The organism is Candidatus Eisenbacteria bacterium (assembly GCA_018831195.1).
In the GTDB taxonomy this organism is placed as follows: Bacteria; Eisenbacteria; RBG-16-71-46; order CAIMUX01; family JAHJDP01; genus JAHJDP01.
The window spans coordinates 36,705-52,179 of sequence record JAHJDP010000093.1 but is presented as its reverse complement, the minus strand read 5'-3'; the positions used below and the strand labels follow the sequence as shown (position 1 = coordinate 52,179).

General features: G+C 54.4%; 11 protein-coding genes. 5 read left to right on the top strand and 6 right to left on the bottom strand.

The genetic code is table 11. The annotated features are described in order from the left end of the window. Positions 1 to 143: 143 nt before the first annotated feature. Genes KJ970_16430 through KJ970_16415 form a run of 4 tightly spaced genes read right to left on the bottom strand, consistent with a single transcriptional unit; the run spans position 144 to position 3,531 of the window. Positions 144 to 1,340, bottom strand: a complete 1,197-nt coding sequence (locus KJ970_16430) for a glycosyltransferase family 4 protein (protein ID MBU2692508.1) — start codon at positions 1,338 to 1,340, stop codon at positions 144 to 146. After that, positions 1,337 to 2,254: a hypothetical protein gene (locus KJ970_16425; GenBank protein MBU2692507.1), complete on the bottom strand. Its 918-nt coding sequence runs from the start codon at positions 2,252 to 2,254 to the stop codon at positions 1,337 to 1,339. The genes KJ970_16430 and KJ970_16425 overlap by 4 nt, the downstream gene beginning before the upstream one ends. Continuing rightward, complete coding sequence (acpS, locus tag KJ970_16420) at positions 2,247 to 2,624, bottom strand: holo-ACP synthase (GenBank protein MBU2692506.1); 378 nt, start codon at positions 2,622 to 2,624, stop codon at positions 2,247 to 2,249. The genes KJ970_16425 and acpS overlap by 8 nt, the downstream gene beginning before the upstream one ends. Before the next feature lie 10 nt (positions 2,625 to 2,634). After that, entirely contained in the window at positions 2,635 to 3,531 is an 897-nt protein-coding gene (locus KJ970_16415; GenBank protein MBU2692505.1) for a glycosyltransferase family 2 protein, read from the bottom strand. Between the two features lie 270 nt (positions 3,532 to 3,801). On the opposite strand from KJ970_16415, the gene KJ970_16410 reads away from it, so the two are divergent. Together KJ970_16410 and KJ970_16405 are read left to right on the top strand one after the other, a co-directional pair. Then, positions 3,802 to 4,839 carry a zinc-binding dehydrogenase gene (locus KJ970_16410; protein ID MBU2692504.1) on the top strand — a complete coding sequence of 346 codons (1,038 nt, stop codon included), beginning with the start codon at positions 3,802 to 3,804 and terminating at the stop codon, positions 4,837 to 4,839. 48 nt (positions 4,840 to 4,887) lie between these two features. After that, positions 4,888 to 5,757: an amidohydrolase family protein gene (locus KJ970_16405; GenBank protein ID MBU2692503.1), complete on the top strand. Its 870-nt coding sequence runs from the start codon at positions 4,888 to 4,890 to the stop codon at positions 5,755 to 5,757. Here the strand turns inward: KJ970_16405 and KJ970_16400 are convergent. Further along, positions 5,754 to 6,488 carry a class I SAM-dependent methyltransferase gene (locus KJ970_16400; protein ID MBU2692502.1) on the bottom strand — a complete coding sequence of 245 codons (735 nt, stop codon included), beginning with the start codon at positions 6,486 to 6,488 and terminating at the stop codon, positions 5,754 to 5,756. The two genes, KJ970_16405 and KJ970_16400, sit on opposite strands and share 4 nt — an antisense overlap. 112 nt (positions 6,489 to 6,600) lie before the next feature. Here KJ970_16400 and KJ970_16395 point away from each other — a divergent pair, with 112 nt between their 5' ends. The 3 genes from KJ970_16395 to KJ970_16385 all read left to right on the top strand — a co-directional run bounded on the left by KJ970_16395 (position 6,601) and on the right by KJ970_16385 (position 11,677). Further along, positions 6,601 to 7,638 carry a M20/M25/M40 family metallo-hydrolase gene (locus KJ970_16395; protein MBU2692501.1) on the top strand — a complete coding sequence of 346 codons (1,038 nt, stop codon included), beginning with the start codon at positions 6,601 to 6,603 and terminating at the stop codon, positions 7,636 to 7,638. A gap of 193 nt (positions 7,639 to 7,831) precedes the next feature. Then, positions 7,832 to 10,501 carry a hypothetical protein gene (locus KJ970_16390; GenBank protein ID MBU2692500.1) on the top strand — a complete coding sequence of 890 codons (2,670 nt, stop codon included), beginning with the start codon at positions 7,832 to 7,834 and terminating at the stop codon, positions 10,499 to 10,501. 36 nt (positions 10,502 to 10,537) lie between these two features. Next, positions 10,538 to 11,677, top strand: coding sequence for a hypothetical protein (locus KJ970_16385; protein MBU2692499.1), 1,140 nt, complete (start codon positions 10,538 to 10,540; stop codon positions 11,675 to 11,677). Positions 11,678 to 11,702: 25 nt separating this feature from the next. On the opposite strand, the gene KJ970_16380 is transcribed toward KJ970_16385, so the two are convergent. Further along, positions 11,703 to 15,248 (bottom strand): hypothetical protein, encoded by a 3,546-nt coding sequence (locus KJ970_16380; GenBank protein ID MBU2692498.1) that lies wholly within the window; start codon positions 15,246 to 15,248, stop codon positions 11,703 to 11,705. Positions 15,249 to 15,475: the final 227 nt, after the last annotated feature.

Below are 15,475 nucleotides of genomic sequence, written 5' to 3'. Positions count from 1 at the left end.
TTTTATAGCTCCACCCCTCCGGTTTCTTGTGATACCGGCAATGCGGATTGGGACAGTGCGGCGGCTTGAAATAGGTTCGACATTTCGACATACCCTGCTAGGTGAGCAGGAAACACGCCAAATGCAATCTTCGAAGCACAAGCTTAGTTCTCCAGTAGAAGATCGAGATAGATGGTAGCCAATCTGCCATAAGTCAACTTCCACGTGTATTGCTCTACGACTTCCTTCTGCGCCAGAGCCGCCATTTTTCCAGCGGTTGCTTGATCCTTCAGAAGTCCAACCACCGCAGTTATCATCTCCTGGGGATTCCCGGCGGCAACCCAATGGCGACCCGACTCGACCTTCAAGCCGTCCATTGCCTCGGGATATGCGACGATGGGAATCCCAGCCGCCAAGGCCTCGACGGCCCGGCTGCGGAATCCTGAACAAACGCGGAGAGGAAGGGTTAGAACCCGGCCGGCCCGCAGATAGTTCGCTGGATCGGGAACCGTTCCTGGAACGTGAATTTCCGGTCGGCGGCCGAGCGCGATGATATCGGGATGGGGTGACGAGCCCAGGAGCAGAAGACCGGCGCGTGGCCATTGGGCAAGGATTCCCGGGAAGATATTTTCAGTGAGTTCCTTCACTGCGATGAGGTTTGGTTTCGTTCCCATCGCTCCATAGAAAACAATCCAATCGCGGTCCGGCGGTAGATCGGGCGCCGGATCCGCCTCACTCCAGCGCTTTGCGTCGACTCCCATCCCCACTTCAATAAGCTGAGTCTCCTCAGATAACAATGGTTTGAAGATCAGACCATCCCGGGGAGTAATGGCGATGACCGCATCGTAAGCCCGCAGCATCCGCAATTCTTCCGATTTTGCGCGCGGGGGGATCCGTCCATAGAGCAAAGCCTCTCTCTCAAAGAAGACATCATGCGTGTCAAGACACCACAAAGGTGGACGTGGAAAGGGGAAGAGATGACGAAGGGTATACCAATAGGCTACGTGTACAATATCGAAGGATTCTTCCTTGAGAATCGCCTCCACTCTTTTCCCGAATTCCGGAGGACTTTGGAAGTAGGCGATGCGGCTAAGACCCTCGAAATTCCGGAGACGCGCCCTGAGATGGTTTCTGATCCAGGAAAAACGTGATCGTTTGTGGGGGGCTAAAAAGGGAACGACCCGTCCCAGCTTCTGCAGCTCTTCCGGCGGGTCCGCCTCCTCCGGTCCATGGGCCAAATAGACTATCGTCAGCTGAAACGAACCCGAGAGCGCTTGAAGAAGAGAAAGATTCCTGACCCGGTTGCCCGCCGTCGGCGGCCAGGGTCTATCGGGAAATACGGCGAGAAGTCGCGGTCTCAACGACGTTTGATCCTATCCTCCAGGAGCTTTCCTTTCTCTTCCTCTGAAAGCCGCTGGACCTCTTCCATAAAGAGCTTGAAATGCGGCAAGGGAATTTCAATCGTCCGTTGCTCCCCGCATTCCTCGCTCATGATAACAAACCGGTGTTTATAGAGAAAAATGTCAGGGTCCAGGGCCATGTACTGCCCGATAACCCGAAACCTCTTACCTTCCGGGCAATTCGGTTTCAACCGCGCGACAATCCAATCTTCCTGCGTGATCCTTGACGTATGTTTTTGAATAATCCCTTCGTGGCATTGATGAAACTGCTGCACCCAATCCCAGATAAATCGGATATAACCGTCATAGACACCTTCGCGATCCTGGACGCCGGCTTTCATGATCAAGGAGTCGCTCTTTGCATAAAGAAACCGGCCCAAGCGGGTGACGTGAAATCCCAACATTCTGGTGGGCGGAGGGTTCAAGGTGATATTGGCCAGCTCGAATTGCTGGCGCCCTTCGGTAAGAAGCTCATCCGGGTGGATTTCGGTATAGCTCTTTAACAAGGGATAAAGCTGAGTCGAAATCGTATCGGAGAGGTCATCCGTCATAACGATCCAATCCGCTGTATTTTTATTCTTCTCGGCCCACTCGAGGATCGGGCCATCCTGGTAATCGATCTCCCAGAAGAAGAGTTCCGCGAGGCCGCGCGACAGCTCCTCGCGACTCCAAAGCTTGTCCCGCAAAGCATTGACCCGGGTATCCACCGAATCCCGCCCGAAAACGAGGATCGTTTGTCCTTTAAGCCGATCAGGCGAGGCGAGTCCGGGCGAAGACCAGCTCATGAGCGCCATAAAGCTCATCACAGCTATCATCGAAACGATGGGAAGCCGCTTCCGGGACAGCGGTTGTTTTATATCAGATACATTATACATTCTGTTCCTCCAAAATCACGATAGCGACCGCGTGACCTCGCAGATGACTGAGACTCACATGAGCCTTGCCGCCCAGTTCAGCCACCAATTCCCCCGCGGCCCCATGAAACTTCAAAACCGGCTTTCCGGATTCAAGGTTAACGATCTCAAGATCAACCCAGCGGATTCCCCTGCCCCAGCCTGTGCCGAGGGCTTTCATCGCCGCCTCTTTACAGGCAAATCGGGAGGCAAGATATTGATCCGGATCCCCATGCATCCCTTCCTTCTCCAAAGGTCCAAGAATGCGGTCGAGGAATCGCTCCCCATGCCGTTCTCTCAATCGGCGCACCCGGTCAACCTCAATCATATCGATCCCAAGCCCTATGATCAACGCCTCCTCCTCATCCACTCCAGCCCGAACGCTTATCGATCAGATCGGCCAGCAGACCGAGCGCGGCCATTTGGAGACCTGACATGAAGGTGATACTGACCGTCGCGTCCATGATCTTCGGGAGGAACAGCCAGCTTCCTATAAAAATAAGCAGAGAAGCGAGAAGTAGAAGACCGGCTATGGGAAGAAAAATCTTCAACGGCCGGAAATAGAGAACGGTCCGCACGATGAGAGAAATAAAATTCAGCGTATCGTATATGGGCCGGATTTTGGATTTGCCCTTGCGGTGATGATAATCAATCGGGATGTATTCCACGATATAGCCATTCACCAACATGGCCAGGGTGATCGTCGTGGTGAATGAGAAACCAGATGGAAAGATGGGGAAGAAATGTATCGCCACATCCCTGCGGAAAGCCCGGAGACCGGAATTCAGATCGGGGATATCGGCCTCGGAGAGATAATTCGCGAGGCGGTTCAGGAACCATTTGGCGGGGCGCCGGATCAACGGGATGGCGACCGAGGTGCCGGTTCTTCCCCCCACCACCATATCGACATCACTCATTCGAGCCACTAATTCGGGAATGCGTTCATTGGGATAGGTTCCATCGGCATCGGTGATCACGATGATCGGGGATTTGGCTTCGCGGATCCCCGTTTTCAGGGCTGCCCCGTAACCTCGGTTCTTAGGATGCCGGATAACCTTCACACCGCTCCTCCGAACCGTCTCGGAGGTCCCGTCGGTTGAACCGTCATCCACGACCAGAATTTCGTAGGCATCGCCTAACCGTTTGAGTTCTTCGAGAACCGGTACGATTCCCTGCTCTTCATTGTAAGCGGGAATCACGAGGGTCGCCTTGTAGGCTGGGGAGCCTTCAACCGGCGCTGTCCCGGTGAAACGGTCCATCTGTCGAGTCTGAGAGAAATCTCGCGTCACGGAATGCCCTCCAATTTGGCGATTCTAGTGCCCCTCCGGCGCTATGAAAAGGTTCTTTCCCATTTTCGGCCGATCACGGTGCCGATCCCCAGGACTTTCAGGCCGATTCGGAGATTGTTTCCGCATGGGGTAACGGCATAATAGGAAGGAAATTCGGGCGCTGGGTGCCCCCGGCGGATGACAGCCCTCCCCATCCCCCGGATAACACAATTGAAGGAAACCGTCTTGAAGGAGGCAGGGATGAAAGCATGGAGAGTCTTTGAACACGGTGGTCCCGAGGTCCTTCGTTTTGAGGAATCGGCCCGTATTCCGGAGCCGGGTCCCGGCGAGGCCCGTGTGAAGGTCTTGGCGACCGCCTTGAATCATCTCGATCTCTGGGTCCGCCGCGGCGTGCCGGGCCATACCTTTCCCCTTCCTCTCACGCCTGGTTGCGACGTCTCGGGCCTGGTCGATCAACTTGGAGCCGGTGTTCAAGGCTGGGGCGCCGGTGATCCGGTTCTCATCGCGCCCGGCATCGGTTGTGGACGGTGTCCCCGCTGCCTCGAAGGCCGTGACAACCTCTGCCGGCGGTTCGGCATCCTCGGTGAATCCCGTGACGGTGGCTGCGCTGACATGGTCGTTGTGCCGGCATCCCACCTCATCCCCCATCCTGATAACCTTTCACCCGAAGAAGGCGCCGCTGTTCCCCTCGTTCTGCAGACGGCCTGGCATATGCTGGTCAACCGGGCCGCGTTGCAAGCGGGTGAATGGGTTCTTGTTCAAGCCGGAGCCAGCGGCGTTGGTTCCATGGCGATTCAAATCGCAAAGCTCTGGGGGGCTCAGGTCATCGCCACCGTGGCAACCCCATCCAAGGCAGACCGGGTGCGCGAACTCGGAGCCGTGGAGGTGATTGTCAGTACGGAACAAAATGTGCGGAAGGAGATCCGGCGCATCACCGGCGGCGGGGTTGATATCGTTCTGGATCATCTCGGCGGCGTAGGATTTATCGAGAGTTTGTCCTGCCTGAATCTGGGAGGGCGCCTCGTCAATTGTGGAGCGACTATCGATCCGAAGATTGAATTGGATCTCCGGCATCTCTTTTTCAAAAACCTTCAGATCCTGGGTTCTACTATGGGAACCAGGGGAGAGATTGAGCGCGGGATCGATCTGGTTCGGAAGGGTTTCCTGCATCCGGTGGTTGACCGGGTTTTCCCGATGGAGGAGCTCCCCGAAGCGCATCGATACCTCGAGGAACGGCGGGCGGTCGGCAAGGTCGTTTTAAAAGGATTTAAAATCTAACCCGGCTCCAAAGGGAACCGCATTTTGTAAAACCCCCGGGGGTGCCACTTGAATCAAAGTTTGAAAGGGATCACCGACATCCATATCCATGTACAACCCTGGGACCAGCTCCGCCCCGAGGTGAAGGAGATCGTTTGTCGCGGCAGAAAAGACGCCGTTTTTATTGAGGGCGTCATCGCCGATCCCCATCTTCTGATATCAGAGATGGATCGCTTGGGAGTTCAGCGTGTCGGTCTGATGAATTTCGCTTCCTCCGTCATCGGCTCCGGAGAGGAGATCAATGATTGGACGGTGAACTATATTCGCGGGTATGAAAGCCGCCTGGTCGCCTTCGGCTGCCCCGATCTTCAAAACTGCCGCGATATCGGACGGCGGATTCGGGATCTGGCTGACCGGGGGCTCCGGGGCTTGAAGATTCATCCGCCCCACCAGGGAATGGCTCCGAATGCCTATCTTGAGGAGCCTGGACATCCATTGGCTGTCCTTTATGAGACGGCTCAGCATCTGAAACTGCCGGTCGCCTTTCATACCGGAACCTCTTCTTTCCCAGGAGCGAGAAGCCGCTTGGGTCATCCCATGCTCATCGATGATGTCGCCATTGATTTTCCCGAACTCACGATTCTTCTGGCCCACAGCGGGAGACCGCTATGGTATGACGAGGCGGTTTTCCTGGCGCGGCGCCATTCACATCTATATTTGGATCTTTCCAGCATCCCGGCGCGCCGGATACCCGAGATCCTCCCGCGTCTTGAGATGATAGCCGACAAGGTTCTTTATGGAAGCGATTGGCCGGGACCGGGCGTACCGTCACTTCAAGAATGCCTGACCGACTTTATAGAGTTGGATATTCCCCTTGAGGTAAAAACGAAGATCCTTATTGAAAATGGCAACCGGCTTTTGGGCGAGCCCTTCATTTAACGAAGCGCGATGATGAGGTAAGCCGCCCCGCCGGATGGATAGCGAAGATCAATATTTTGAAAACCGGCGCTCGCAAGAACCGGTACAATCGTTTCCGGTTTCGGCCCTTCCTCGACCGTGCGCACCATCCAACGATAGGTTTCGCCGTTGCGGGTCAGGAGGGCTGCCATCATTGGAAGGATATGACGAAAATAGAATCGATAGACCGGTCCCCAGAGGGGCCCTCGCCCCATGTCCATATCGAGCAGAACAAAAACGGCGCCGGGCGCGAGCACCCGCGCGACCTCACCGATATATTCATCCAATGACGGAATATGGCGCGTGGCGAATCCCATCAACGCCCCAGAAACCGAGTTTGCCGGCAAAGGAATCCGGTGCGTCTCGGCGGCGACTCGCATCCCCGACGGCGCCCCTCTCATTCTGTATCGATCTTGAAGAAGGACGGGGCTCAGATCCAATCGCAGGACCCGGGAGATATTGAAGCGGGTCAGAATCCGCGCCATGGCTCCGGTCCCCGAGGCCAGATCGAGCCAGAGGCCCTCTTCCGGGAATGGGACGCCGGATCTCTTTTCAGCCGCGCGTACTCCTTCACGAACGGCCAGCCGGCGCCATCCGTCGTCCAAGCCGAGGCTTAGAAAGGTGTTGGCGACATCATAACGGTCAACAATTTTCTCAAAGCGCCGCTGGATATCCGTCCGTCTCTTTTCCCAGGTCATTCCCAAACGATCCATTGATTTCACCTTTGCATTTTGGATCCGGCTCTTTACTATTCAACCGGGATTCAGTCGGTACTGCAAATCCGGCCGGTGAAAGAAAAGAGTGGAATAAAAGAAAGGCAAAGTCATGGAATTTCTAAAGCAACTGACGGAAACACCCGGTATTTCCGGTCGAGAAGAACGGGTGCGCGATCTCATCCGGAAACATACAAAGGGATGGTGGGACGAACTGCATGAGGACAGTATCGGTAATCTGATCGGTACCATAAAAGCTGCAAAGAGAAAGAGCGGCCAAAAAGAAAAGGGCGTCATCCTCAGTTGCCATTTGGATCAAATCGGATTTTACGTGCGCTACATCGATGAACAGGGATTCCTGCGTATTCATCATGCCGGCGGATTCGATACGCGGAATCTTTTCGCACGGCGTGTTCGCGTCATGACGGCTTCCGGCGATCTGATCGGAATCCTAAACCCCGCCACCCGGCCCATCCACGTCGCCGGCGAGGAAGAGAAGAAAAAGATTCCTATGATCTCCGAGTTCATGATTGATCTCGGTCTTCCCGCCCGCACGGTGAAATCGAAGGTGGAAATTGGAGATCCGGTCGTTCTTGAACAGTCCACGATTGAAATGGGTTCTCATGTTTGCGGCCAGGCGATGGATAACCGTATCAGCCCCTGGATCGCCCTGAACGCAATCAAAAAAGTCAAAGGCAAGAATATCTACGATATTTATTGGGTGGGCAGCGCCCAAGAGGAGGTTGGACTCCGGGGCGCCATGGTGGCGGCGCAGAATATTGAAGCCGAGGTTGCGATCGCCATCGATGTGACCCTCGCCGTCGACACCCCCGGCGCAAAGAAGGAGGAATCGATTTCAACATTGGGTGATGGTGTCGCTATAAAGGTTATGGATGGCTGGTCAATCAGCACTAAGTCCCTGCTGGATGATTTCACCGCTCTGGCGAAAAAGAAAAAGATAAAATTCCAGTATGAGATTCTTCCGATGGGTGGCACCGATGCGGGAGCCATGCAGCGTTATGGCGGCGGCCGCAGGGCGATCACCCTCTCCGTTCCCTGCCGCTATTTGCACACGGCGGTTGAAATGGTTCACAAAGACGACCTTAAAGCGACGGTCAATCTTCTCTCGGCCTGGCTGATGGGGAGTTGATCGTTGCGCCGGCGGGGGGCCGGTGCTGTGGCCCCCCACCCTGACTCAGCGTGCCCCCATTTGGTTCACCGCTCCATTTGTGATATTCTTGACCTGCAGGTATCGGGAAACATGCAATCCCGCCGCTGACCAAGATCATCCATACTTCGCACAATGATGTGCACAATATCTGCAAAATGAAGGAAAGGCCCAGATGAAATTAAGAATTCTCCTCGGAATCGTCGTGTTGGGCCTGTCCGCAGGCGCCATTATAGCGAACCTATGGCCGAACCTATGCCCGCGCCTTTTGCCGGATCTATTTATGGGTGATGGTGATCGTAACACTGTCACCATAGTGGCGAAACCGGTTGCCCTGCTTGATCCTTCCTCCCCTTTCAACGGTGGGACCGCGCCTCCGGCGCCGACGGAGATCGCCCAGTGGAAGCACGATCGAAAAGAACGAAAGCGGCTCCGTGAGGAATGGATGGAGAGTCTTCACCGGTGTCCGCCGGATGTCGATTGGCGCCTCATCGAAAAGGCGAACCGACGATCCCTCTCCTTGGAACGCTTTGCGAAAATAGAGCGGGATGAACGATCAAGTCAGTGGAAGGAAATCGGCAGTGTCAATCAGGCCGGACGGACACATGCCGCGGCGCCCAGCAGCGATGGTGCCTCCCTTTATATTGGAGCCAATCACGGCGGGATCTGGAAGGGCACTATTGATGGCCGGGACTGGGTCGCTCTTTCAGACGGATTGGGAATGGGCTCGAACCAAATTCTGGTCGTTCCTCCCGGATATGGACCGTTGGAACCGGAAATCGTTTTTACACTGAGACCCGGCTTTGCCTCCTACGGAAACGAAGGAACGATCCATGCTTCGAGCAATGGAGGGCAGACCTGGTTCGTTCCCGAGGGAGTTCCCGACGACATTTATGAATCGCGACGCATCGTCCACGATCCCTCCCATCCGCGGACGGTCTACTATCTAAGCCGTTCCCGGCAATATCTGGACGGCGGTGGTTATGATTATGGTTTTATCATCTCGAGATCGACCGACGGCGGCCTGACATTTGAAAAGCGAATCGTCTTTCCAGCCAATCCCCGCTGTGATCTTTGGATCGACCGGGTGGCCGGTGGGCCGATCTATGTCATGGCCGGGGGTACGATTTATCGATCCGACGATCAAGCCGCTTCCTTTCAGGAGGTGGGAACGGCCAGCACCGCCACCGTAGCCGATGTGGTGCTGACCGGCTCTGAAGCGGGCGCCCCCCATTTCTATGCCGCCCTTCAGGAAGGCGGCCAATGGAAGCTCTACAGATCATCCAATGCCGGACAGAGTTGGGCCTGGAAGCATGATATCGATGATTTTTGGGAAACACTTCTCGCCTCCATCACAGACCCCAACCTCGTCTTCTATGCGGGCGTCGAATGCTGGCGATCAACGAGCGGCGGCAGCGCCTTCAACAAAGTGAATAATTGGTATGACTATTACGGTAACCCTGAGGGAAAACTGCATGCCGACCTGCCGGGAATGAATGCCTATATGGTCGGCGGCCAGGAAGCCATCTATTTCAATACCGACGGCGGCACCTTTGTCTCCTATGACGGTGGTATCACAATTCACAATGTTTCCCTTTGGGGACTGGGTGTCAGTCAATATTATGATACTTTTACAAGTCAAAATGATCCCTATCTCATCGTCGCCGGAGCTCAGGACCAGGGATATCAGCAATCGTATCACGGGAGCCGTGGCGCCTTGATACCCTTCAATCAATTGATCAGTGGCGATTATGGACATCTTGCTTCCACCATTCGCGATCACAACTGGCTTTATTCCGTTTATCCTGGATTCATCCTTATTCAAAAAAATGAAACGGCGCCCCAATATCTTTTCCAGCTTGATTTTCCGACCCAATCCTGCAGTTGGATGCCATCTCTAACCGCCGACCCGTTTGATGCGGAAGCCTTCTATTTCTGCGGGGATCATCTTTGGCACTGCAAGCGAATTGAAAACAACTATACCTACGAGATGATCGAAGGGTCTCAGGATTTCAGCAGCGGCGGCTTTCTAACCGGCCTCGCCATTTCCACTGCGGACAGCGAGTACTGGTACGGCGTCACCAATGATGGAAAGATGTGGTTCTCACATAACGCCGGTTTGAGCTGGACTCAATCGGATCACGGACCCGGCTCGCAGTATTTTTACGGCACATCGATTGTGGCATCTCCCGGAGACCGTGAACTGGCTTATGCCGGCGGCAGTGGATATTTGGGCCATCCCATCTGGCGGACGACCGATGGGGGTCTTACCTGGGAGCCTTTCTCTGATGGATTGCCCTTTACCCTGGTCCTGGAATTGGCCCTGGGGGATGACGCCGGCGAGACACCCTATGCCGCTTGCGAGGCGGGTCCCTATCGCTACGAAGCCGGTGCCGCTCAGTGGGTTTCCATCCTCGGCACCGAAGCGCCGCTGACCTGTTATTGGTGTGTTGAGTGGGTTCCCGAAATCGGCGTCATGCGATTTGGAACTTACGGCCGCGGTATTTGGGATTTCTGGGTTCCCCCCGCATCCAGCTCGGTTGATGAAAGAAACCCGGGGGGATATCCCAATGAGACGTTTCATTCCCGATTAGTCTGCTCGCCCAATCCAGCGCACGGTCCCATTGAAATCCGATACAGGACCGCCACCGCTGGGAAAGTACGCGTTGAGCTCTTTGACATCAGCGGTCGAAGAATCGCGGATCTTCTCAACGGCCACAGGACGCCCGGAGATCACCAGTTCTCCTTTTCGCCTTCGACGCTTCACTTGGGAGCCGGCGCCTATCCGGTGCGCTTGGTCACGCCGGATGGGGTTGCGGTTGAAACGCTGCACATTGTTCGTTAGGCTCCCTATGGATTCATACAAAAGGGAGTCATAAATATGGTTCCCCAGAATAAGTCAACCGCAAAGACGCACCCATCCCGGGGCATGTCTATCCTTTTCACCATCACGGCCACTCTTCTTGTTCTTCTTATTGTTGAAATCGGATTGCGTGTCGCCGGATTCGAGTATCACAATATTCCCCGTTATATACAATTCGCCGACGATAAGTACAAATACCCGGAAAGACACAAAGGGCAGTACGATTTTATTCCGGATGATCATCTGTTTTGGCGTCTCAGAGCGAACAATCCGGCGTTACAGACCAATGGACATGGATACCGGGGCGGGGAATTCACAACCGATAAACCCGAGGGGACCACTCGGATCATCGCCCTGGGCGGATCCTGCACTTTCGGCCTGAGGGCCGCCTTCTCGTATACCACCGCGCTCCAGCAGTTCCTCAATAAAAATGACAGCGGGTTGAAATATGAGGTCATCAATACCGGTGTCCCCGGCTATTCGAGTTTTCAGGGATTGCGGCTATATGAAACTGAATTGACCAATCTCAAACCGGATATCATAACGGTCTATTTCGGCTGGAATGATCACTGGCTGGCCCGGCATTTTCAGGACAAAGACCAAATATTACCGTCAAAATCCACTCAATTCATCCTCGACACCGCTTCCAAAGTGCGAATATTGCAGGCTTTGCTGCGCCTCAGCGTTTCAATCCGCAAAGCAGCCGGGTCGGAGGCAAAGTCGCCTTTACACCGCGTGGAGCGCGAGGACTACAGGCAGAATCTTGAGCGGATTATTGCATGTGCGAAAAGACGAGGAACACAGGTCGTCCTCATCACGGCTCCCGCTGCATACGCACAATGGACCGATGTTCCGGATAATCTTGTAAACGATGGTTTTATAATCGACAAGGCTTCTCTTCTCAAGATTCACTCTGAATACAATCATGTCGTTCGCGAAGTCGCCCGCAATACGGGGAATCTCCTCGTTGATTGCGCCGCGATTTTCGACAACATCCCCGATAAGAGTTCCCTCTTCGGCAAGGACGGTATACATCCCAATGCGCCGGGGCATGTAGAGATTGGAAAGCAGATCTTTATGGGTTTTGCGCGAGGCGGCTTTATTAATATCAATGACTATGCTCTGGAAGATGATGCGGCCGGGATCCCGACAGAGTGAGATTCCGGCCGCTGATTGTTACTTTTTAATCGTTGCCGCCGACAAGCCAAAAATCCCTGGGGTAGAGCTTATGAACGGATTGGGGCTCTTCCGCGGTGGCGATATACTCCTCTAGTGAGGCGAACTGCTCATCGGGTCCGATGAGGAAGAAAACGCCGTCGCGACTTTCTTTTAGCTTCGGGCCGTAGCCTGCCAGCACCTGTCCATAGACCCTTTCCATTCGCTGATTCAGCTTCCCGGCAAGATCGGGAATCTTGCGGGCATCCAAGACGGCTTGCCGGTATCGGTTAACCACCTCAGGACCGAAGTGATCCACCAAATCCGAAGCCATGGCGATGCCTCTTGTCTCATAAGGCCCGGCCGCCCGTGATCCACTGAAGCTTCCGGCGACGGCGTATTCCATGAGTTTTTCATCGATTTCAGCATTCTTCAAAATATCTACGACGAATCGCATCGTTTGCGCCACATCGGGACATCGTTCGGCGTAGTAGCTGACCCGGCCGCTCTGGGACCCGTAACCATACCCATTGCTGTAAGCGAGACCTGCAGCCCAGGTTTTCATGAAGAGCCCATGTCCGCCGCTGCCGCCATAAAGCCGGCCGGTTAAACAATCCAGGATTGACTCCTCTTCCGGATTCCAGATGGCCGTGTTTGCAGCTGAGAAAACCAGCGTACCATTCCGCGTGTTCTTGTTGATCAATCCGACATAAACCGGCCGTTCCGTCAGATTCTCGCGTTTCGCGAGTCGCTCAAAGATATTCATACGAGAACTGTACGTTTGCCGGATGGAGGATGTTTGATCATCCAGCTTTCCCGCAAACTCCTTCAGACGCTCAATACTCCCTTCCCGATTCGCGGTATTGGAGATCATATAGAAGCGCGCATTATCCGTCCGAAGAAGCAACTCCATCACTTCATTCAGACCATCAAGCGCCGCCTGCGGAGGTGCTGCTAGATCTTCTTTGATTTGATCGCAGACATAGCGCCAGTCATTCTCAAGATCTGCGTCGGGACTATCGGGCAGGCAGGCTTGCAGGGTTTCAACTATCTTCGTACACGTTTTGCGGCAGTAATCCGTATCAGAAGGTATCGTCGACGCTTGTAGCAGTTTCAGAAGCTCATCTCGGCTCTTTCCATCGCCGTCACGGCGGAGGTCGTCCAAGAACTGCGCGATCATCCGACTCTCATCCTCGGTTCCCGCATCCCGCAACAGCCACTGCAGTTTCTGGAAATGATGTGCCCTCGTCAGGAATGACCGGGTTGAAAGATAAAGGGGGTTGTCTTGGAAACGATAGGCATTCGCGGGATCATCAACCCACGATTCTTCCCCTCCCTGCATCATTCCGCGGAGGCTGACGAGTGATTGATCCACTATATCCCTTAACCGCGGAAGGTTCTCCACGTTCAGATAGGGAGCGTAGAGCGATGCTTCCATCCATTCCAAGAGGGAAACGATCTCCTCGGGATCACCCGCGCCCCCATCCAGAACCAATTCAATCCGCCCCGTTTCCCGCCCGACATCATAATGGGCGTTGTAATTCATGACCTCCCTGCGAAGACGCTCCATCATCTCAGTATAGGGAACGATTCTCCCATCTTTCTCAACGCCGATCTCCGTTATAATGCTGGGCAGCAGGGGCAGATACACCAGATGGGATTCCGGGACGACATCCATTTTCAGCGCCAATCCCACGGTTGAAAAGGTCATGTTCTCAAATGTTGAAGCCACCAACTCGATGCCACCCGGCAATTGAATCACCTGATAATCCAACTGGTCATCGAGGGTCAGCGGGGGATTGTCGATAAATTTGGGGATTTCTTCCTCCGCCGCCAGCAATTCCAGCGCTTCGCTATTCTTGTCAAATTCGCTTTTATAGGCGGCGATGGCTTCTTGTTCATTCTGCGTGCCATATTTCTTTTTAAAATCCGCCAAGATCGAGGCAAGACGTTGCTCTTTCTCAAGTGAAGCTTTTTTCAATACGCCGGCATCAGGATAGACACCGACGGACACCGGCTGCATTGAGATCAGCTTCCAATGATCGATATAGCTCCGCCAGAAGTTTGCTTTCGAATCCAAGAGCTGCCGTGCGTGAGCAAAATGATTTTTTAGTACAAGTGACTTTCTGAATCCCCCCTCACGTTCAAGGAACTCCAGATAAGATTGCCAGCGGCCCGCAGTTCCCCGCCGGTAACCGAACATCGGAGGCGAGTTGAGGCTCCGTTCATAGCCCTTGGCGCTTTGATCCAGGAGGCTCGCGACGCGGTCATTGAATTTTCTCAGATCCTCCGAATTGTCTTCAAACGAGGCGAGCTTCTGAACCTCGTTGACCATCAGATTCCGAATCTCAGCCAGTGACTTTTCAGTGATGTACCCATTCTCTACCCCCGATATCCCGAAGAAGATCGGATGGCCCGGCTCGGCACTATTGTATCCAAAGGTGCCGGTGGCCCCGATATCCATCGTGCGGGTTTGGGAATTGATAAAGAGATCATAGAGATTGGAATCGGAGCCGCCGGCAAAGGCATCCAGGAAGTGATCCAACAGAAAACTTTCGAAGTTATCGTATTCAAGATCCGGCTGCCAGCCGTAGAGAATGCGCCCTCTGTCTTCAGGGTTTTCGCTGGCGTAGGGAATGATCTCTATATGACCCGGTTGAGCCGAAGGGCTCGGCGGCGGCAGGTCGACAAAACCGATCCCAGGGGTTGGGCTTGAATCGGAGCCGGGCTGGCATCTCTCCAGAAGTCCACCCGTTCGATTCAAAAAGGAAGACAGATCCATGTCGGACGGAATGGCGACAATCATCCCCATATTGCTGAGATGATAACACTCCCTGTGGAAATCCCTCAAATCCTTGGGAACCATGGTTCGCATGGAGTCAGGATGCCCTCCGGCGCTGTTGGCCAACGGATGATCTTTGCCATAAAGGAGATCGCTCATGGTCCCCCAGAGAGGATACCCGGGCCCCTCAAACGAGCTGATCATCTCGGTGTAGACGGTGCCCTTTTCTTCCAAGGTCAACCGCCCATCGGCCGGATCATCGGAAACCCCGATATGGCAGACTTCCCGGCGGATCTCCTCATCAGTGAAGGATGGGGCGAGCAGGGCCTTGAGACGCGCCTCCAGAGTAGAGTAAAAGCCGTCTTCTCCGGCAAGGGTGTTGAAGTGGTAGACGGTGGTGATTTGACTCGTCCAAGCGGAACTGCTGCCCAGGGTCATATCCTCCAAGGCGGCGACATATCTCCCCTGCTTGCCCTTCCCAAGAAGCAGGTGTTCGCAAGCATGGGGTTCGCCTCGATCGCTCAAGGGAATGGACTTAACCCACATGAAGCCCTGCGGAACCGACTGAATGCGCAGAAAATCGACCAGAAAACCGCTTTTCTCGTTTATAAAGCGGGCGCCGAGGATCTGCTCAGAGCCATCCTCATAGAGATTCAGGACCCTGAAGCCATTCACCGACTGATCCGGTTCGAGATCTTCCAGCCGCAACTCCGTTGAGGGATTATTTTGACAAGCGGGGAAGAGACACATCCCAAGGAACAAAAAGGCGTTCCATAACATACGAAAGGTCATCGCCATCCATCCTTTCCTTCGACTGAAGAGATTCGGGGACTCTCTGGAGTATACGATCCGGCGTTCGGGCTGTTGCGATCCATGGGCGGAATTCTGAAACAGCTTCCACACCCATCATATCCCATACCACCGGCCGGCAAGAGAGTTTAATGCTCCGGACTTGCCGGTCGCTTTCTTTCCCTATAGACTCCGTTCCAACCGAACCTTCGGATGGGAACCTCTGTGGA

Excerpts from the sequence above, each read along its gene's own strand:
- KJ970_16390 (MBU2692500.1), top strand. The coding sequence starts at position 7,832 with ATGAAATTAAGAATTCTCCTCGGAATCGTCGTGTTGGGCCTGTCCGCA.
- KJ970_16410 (MBU2692504.1), top strand. The coding sequence starts at position 3,802 with ATGAAAGCATGGAGAGTCTTTGAACACGGTGGTCCCGAGGTCCTTCGT.
- KJ970_16415 (MBU2692505.1), bottom strand. The coding sequence starts at position 3,531 with ATGGACCGTTTCACCGGGACAGCGCCGGTTGAAGGCTCCCCAGCCTAC.
- KJ970_16425 (MBU2692507.1), bottom strand. The coding sequence starts at position 2,254 with ATGTATAATGTATCTGATATAAAACAACCGCTGTCCCGGAAGCGGCTT.
- KJ970_16395 (MBU2692501.1), top strand. The coding sequence starts at position 6,601 with ATGGAATTTCTAAAGCAACTGACGGAAACACCCGGTATTTCCGGTCGA.
- KJ970_16400 (MBU2692502.1), bottom strand. The coding sequence starts at position 6,488 with ATGGATCGTTTGGGAATGACCTGGGAAAAGAGACGGACGGATATCCAG.
- KJ970_16380 (MBU2692498.1), bottom strand. The coding sequence starts at position 15,248 with ATGACCTTTCGTATGTTATGGAACGCCTTTTTGTTCCTTGGGATGTGT.
- KJ970_16385 (MBU2692499.1), top strand. The coding sequence starts at position 10,538 with ATGGTTCCCCAGAATAAGTCAACCGCAAAGACGCACCCATCCCGGGGC.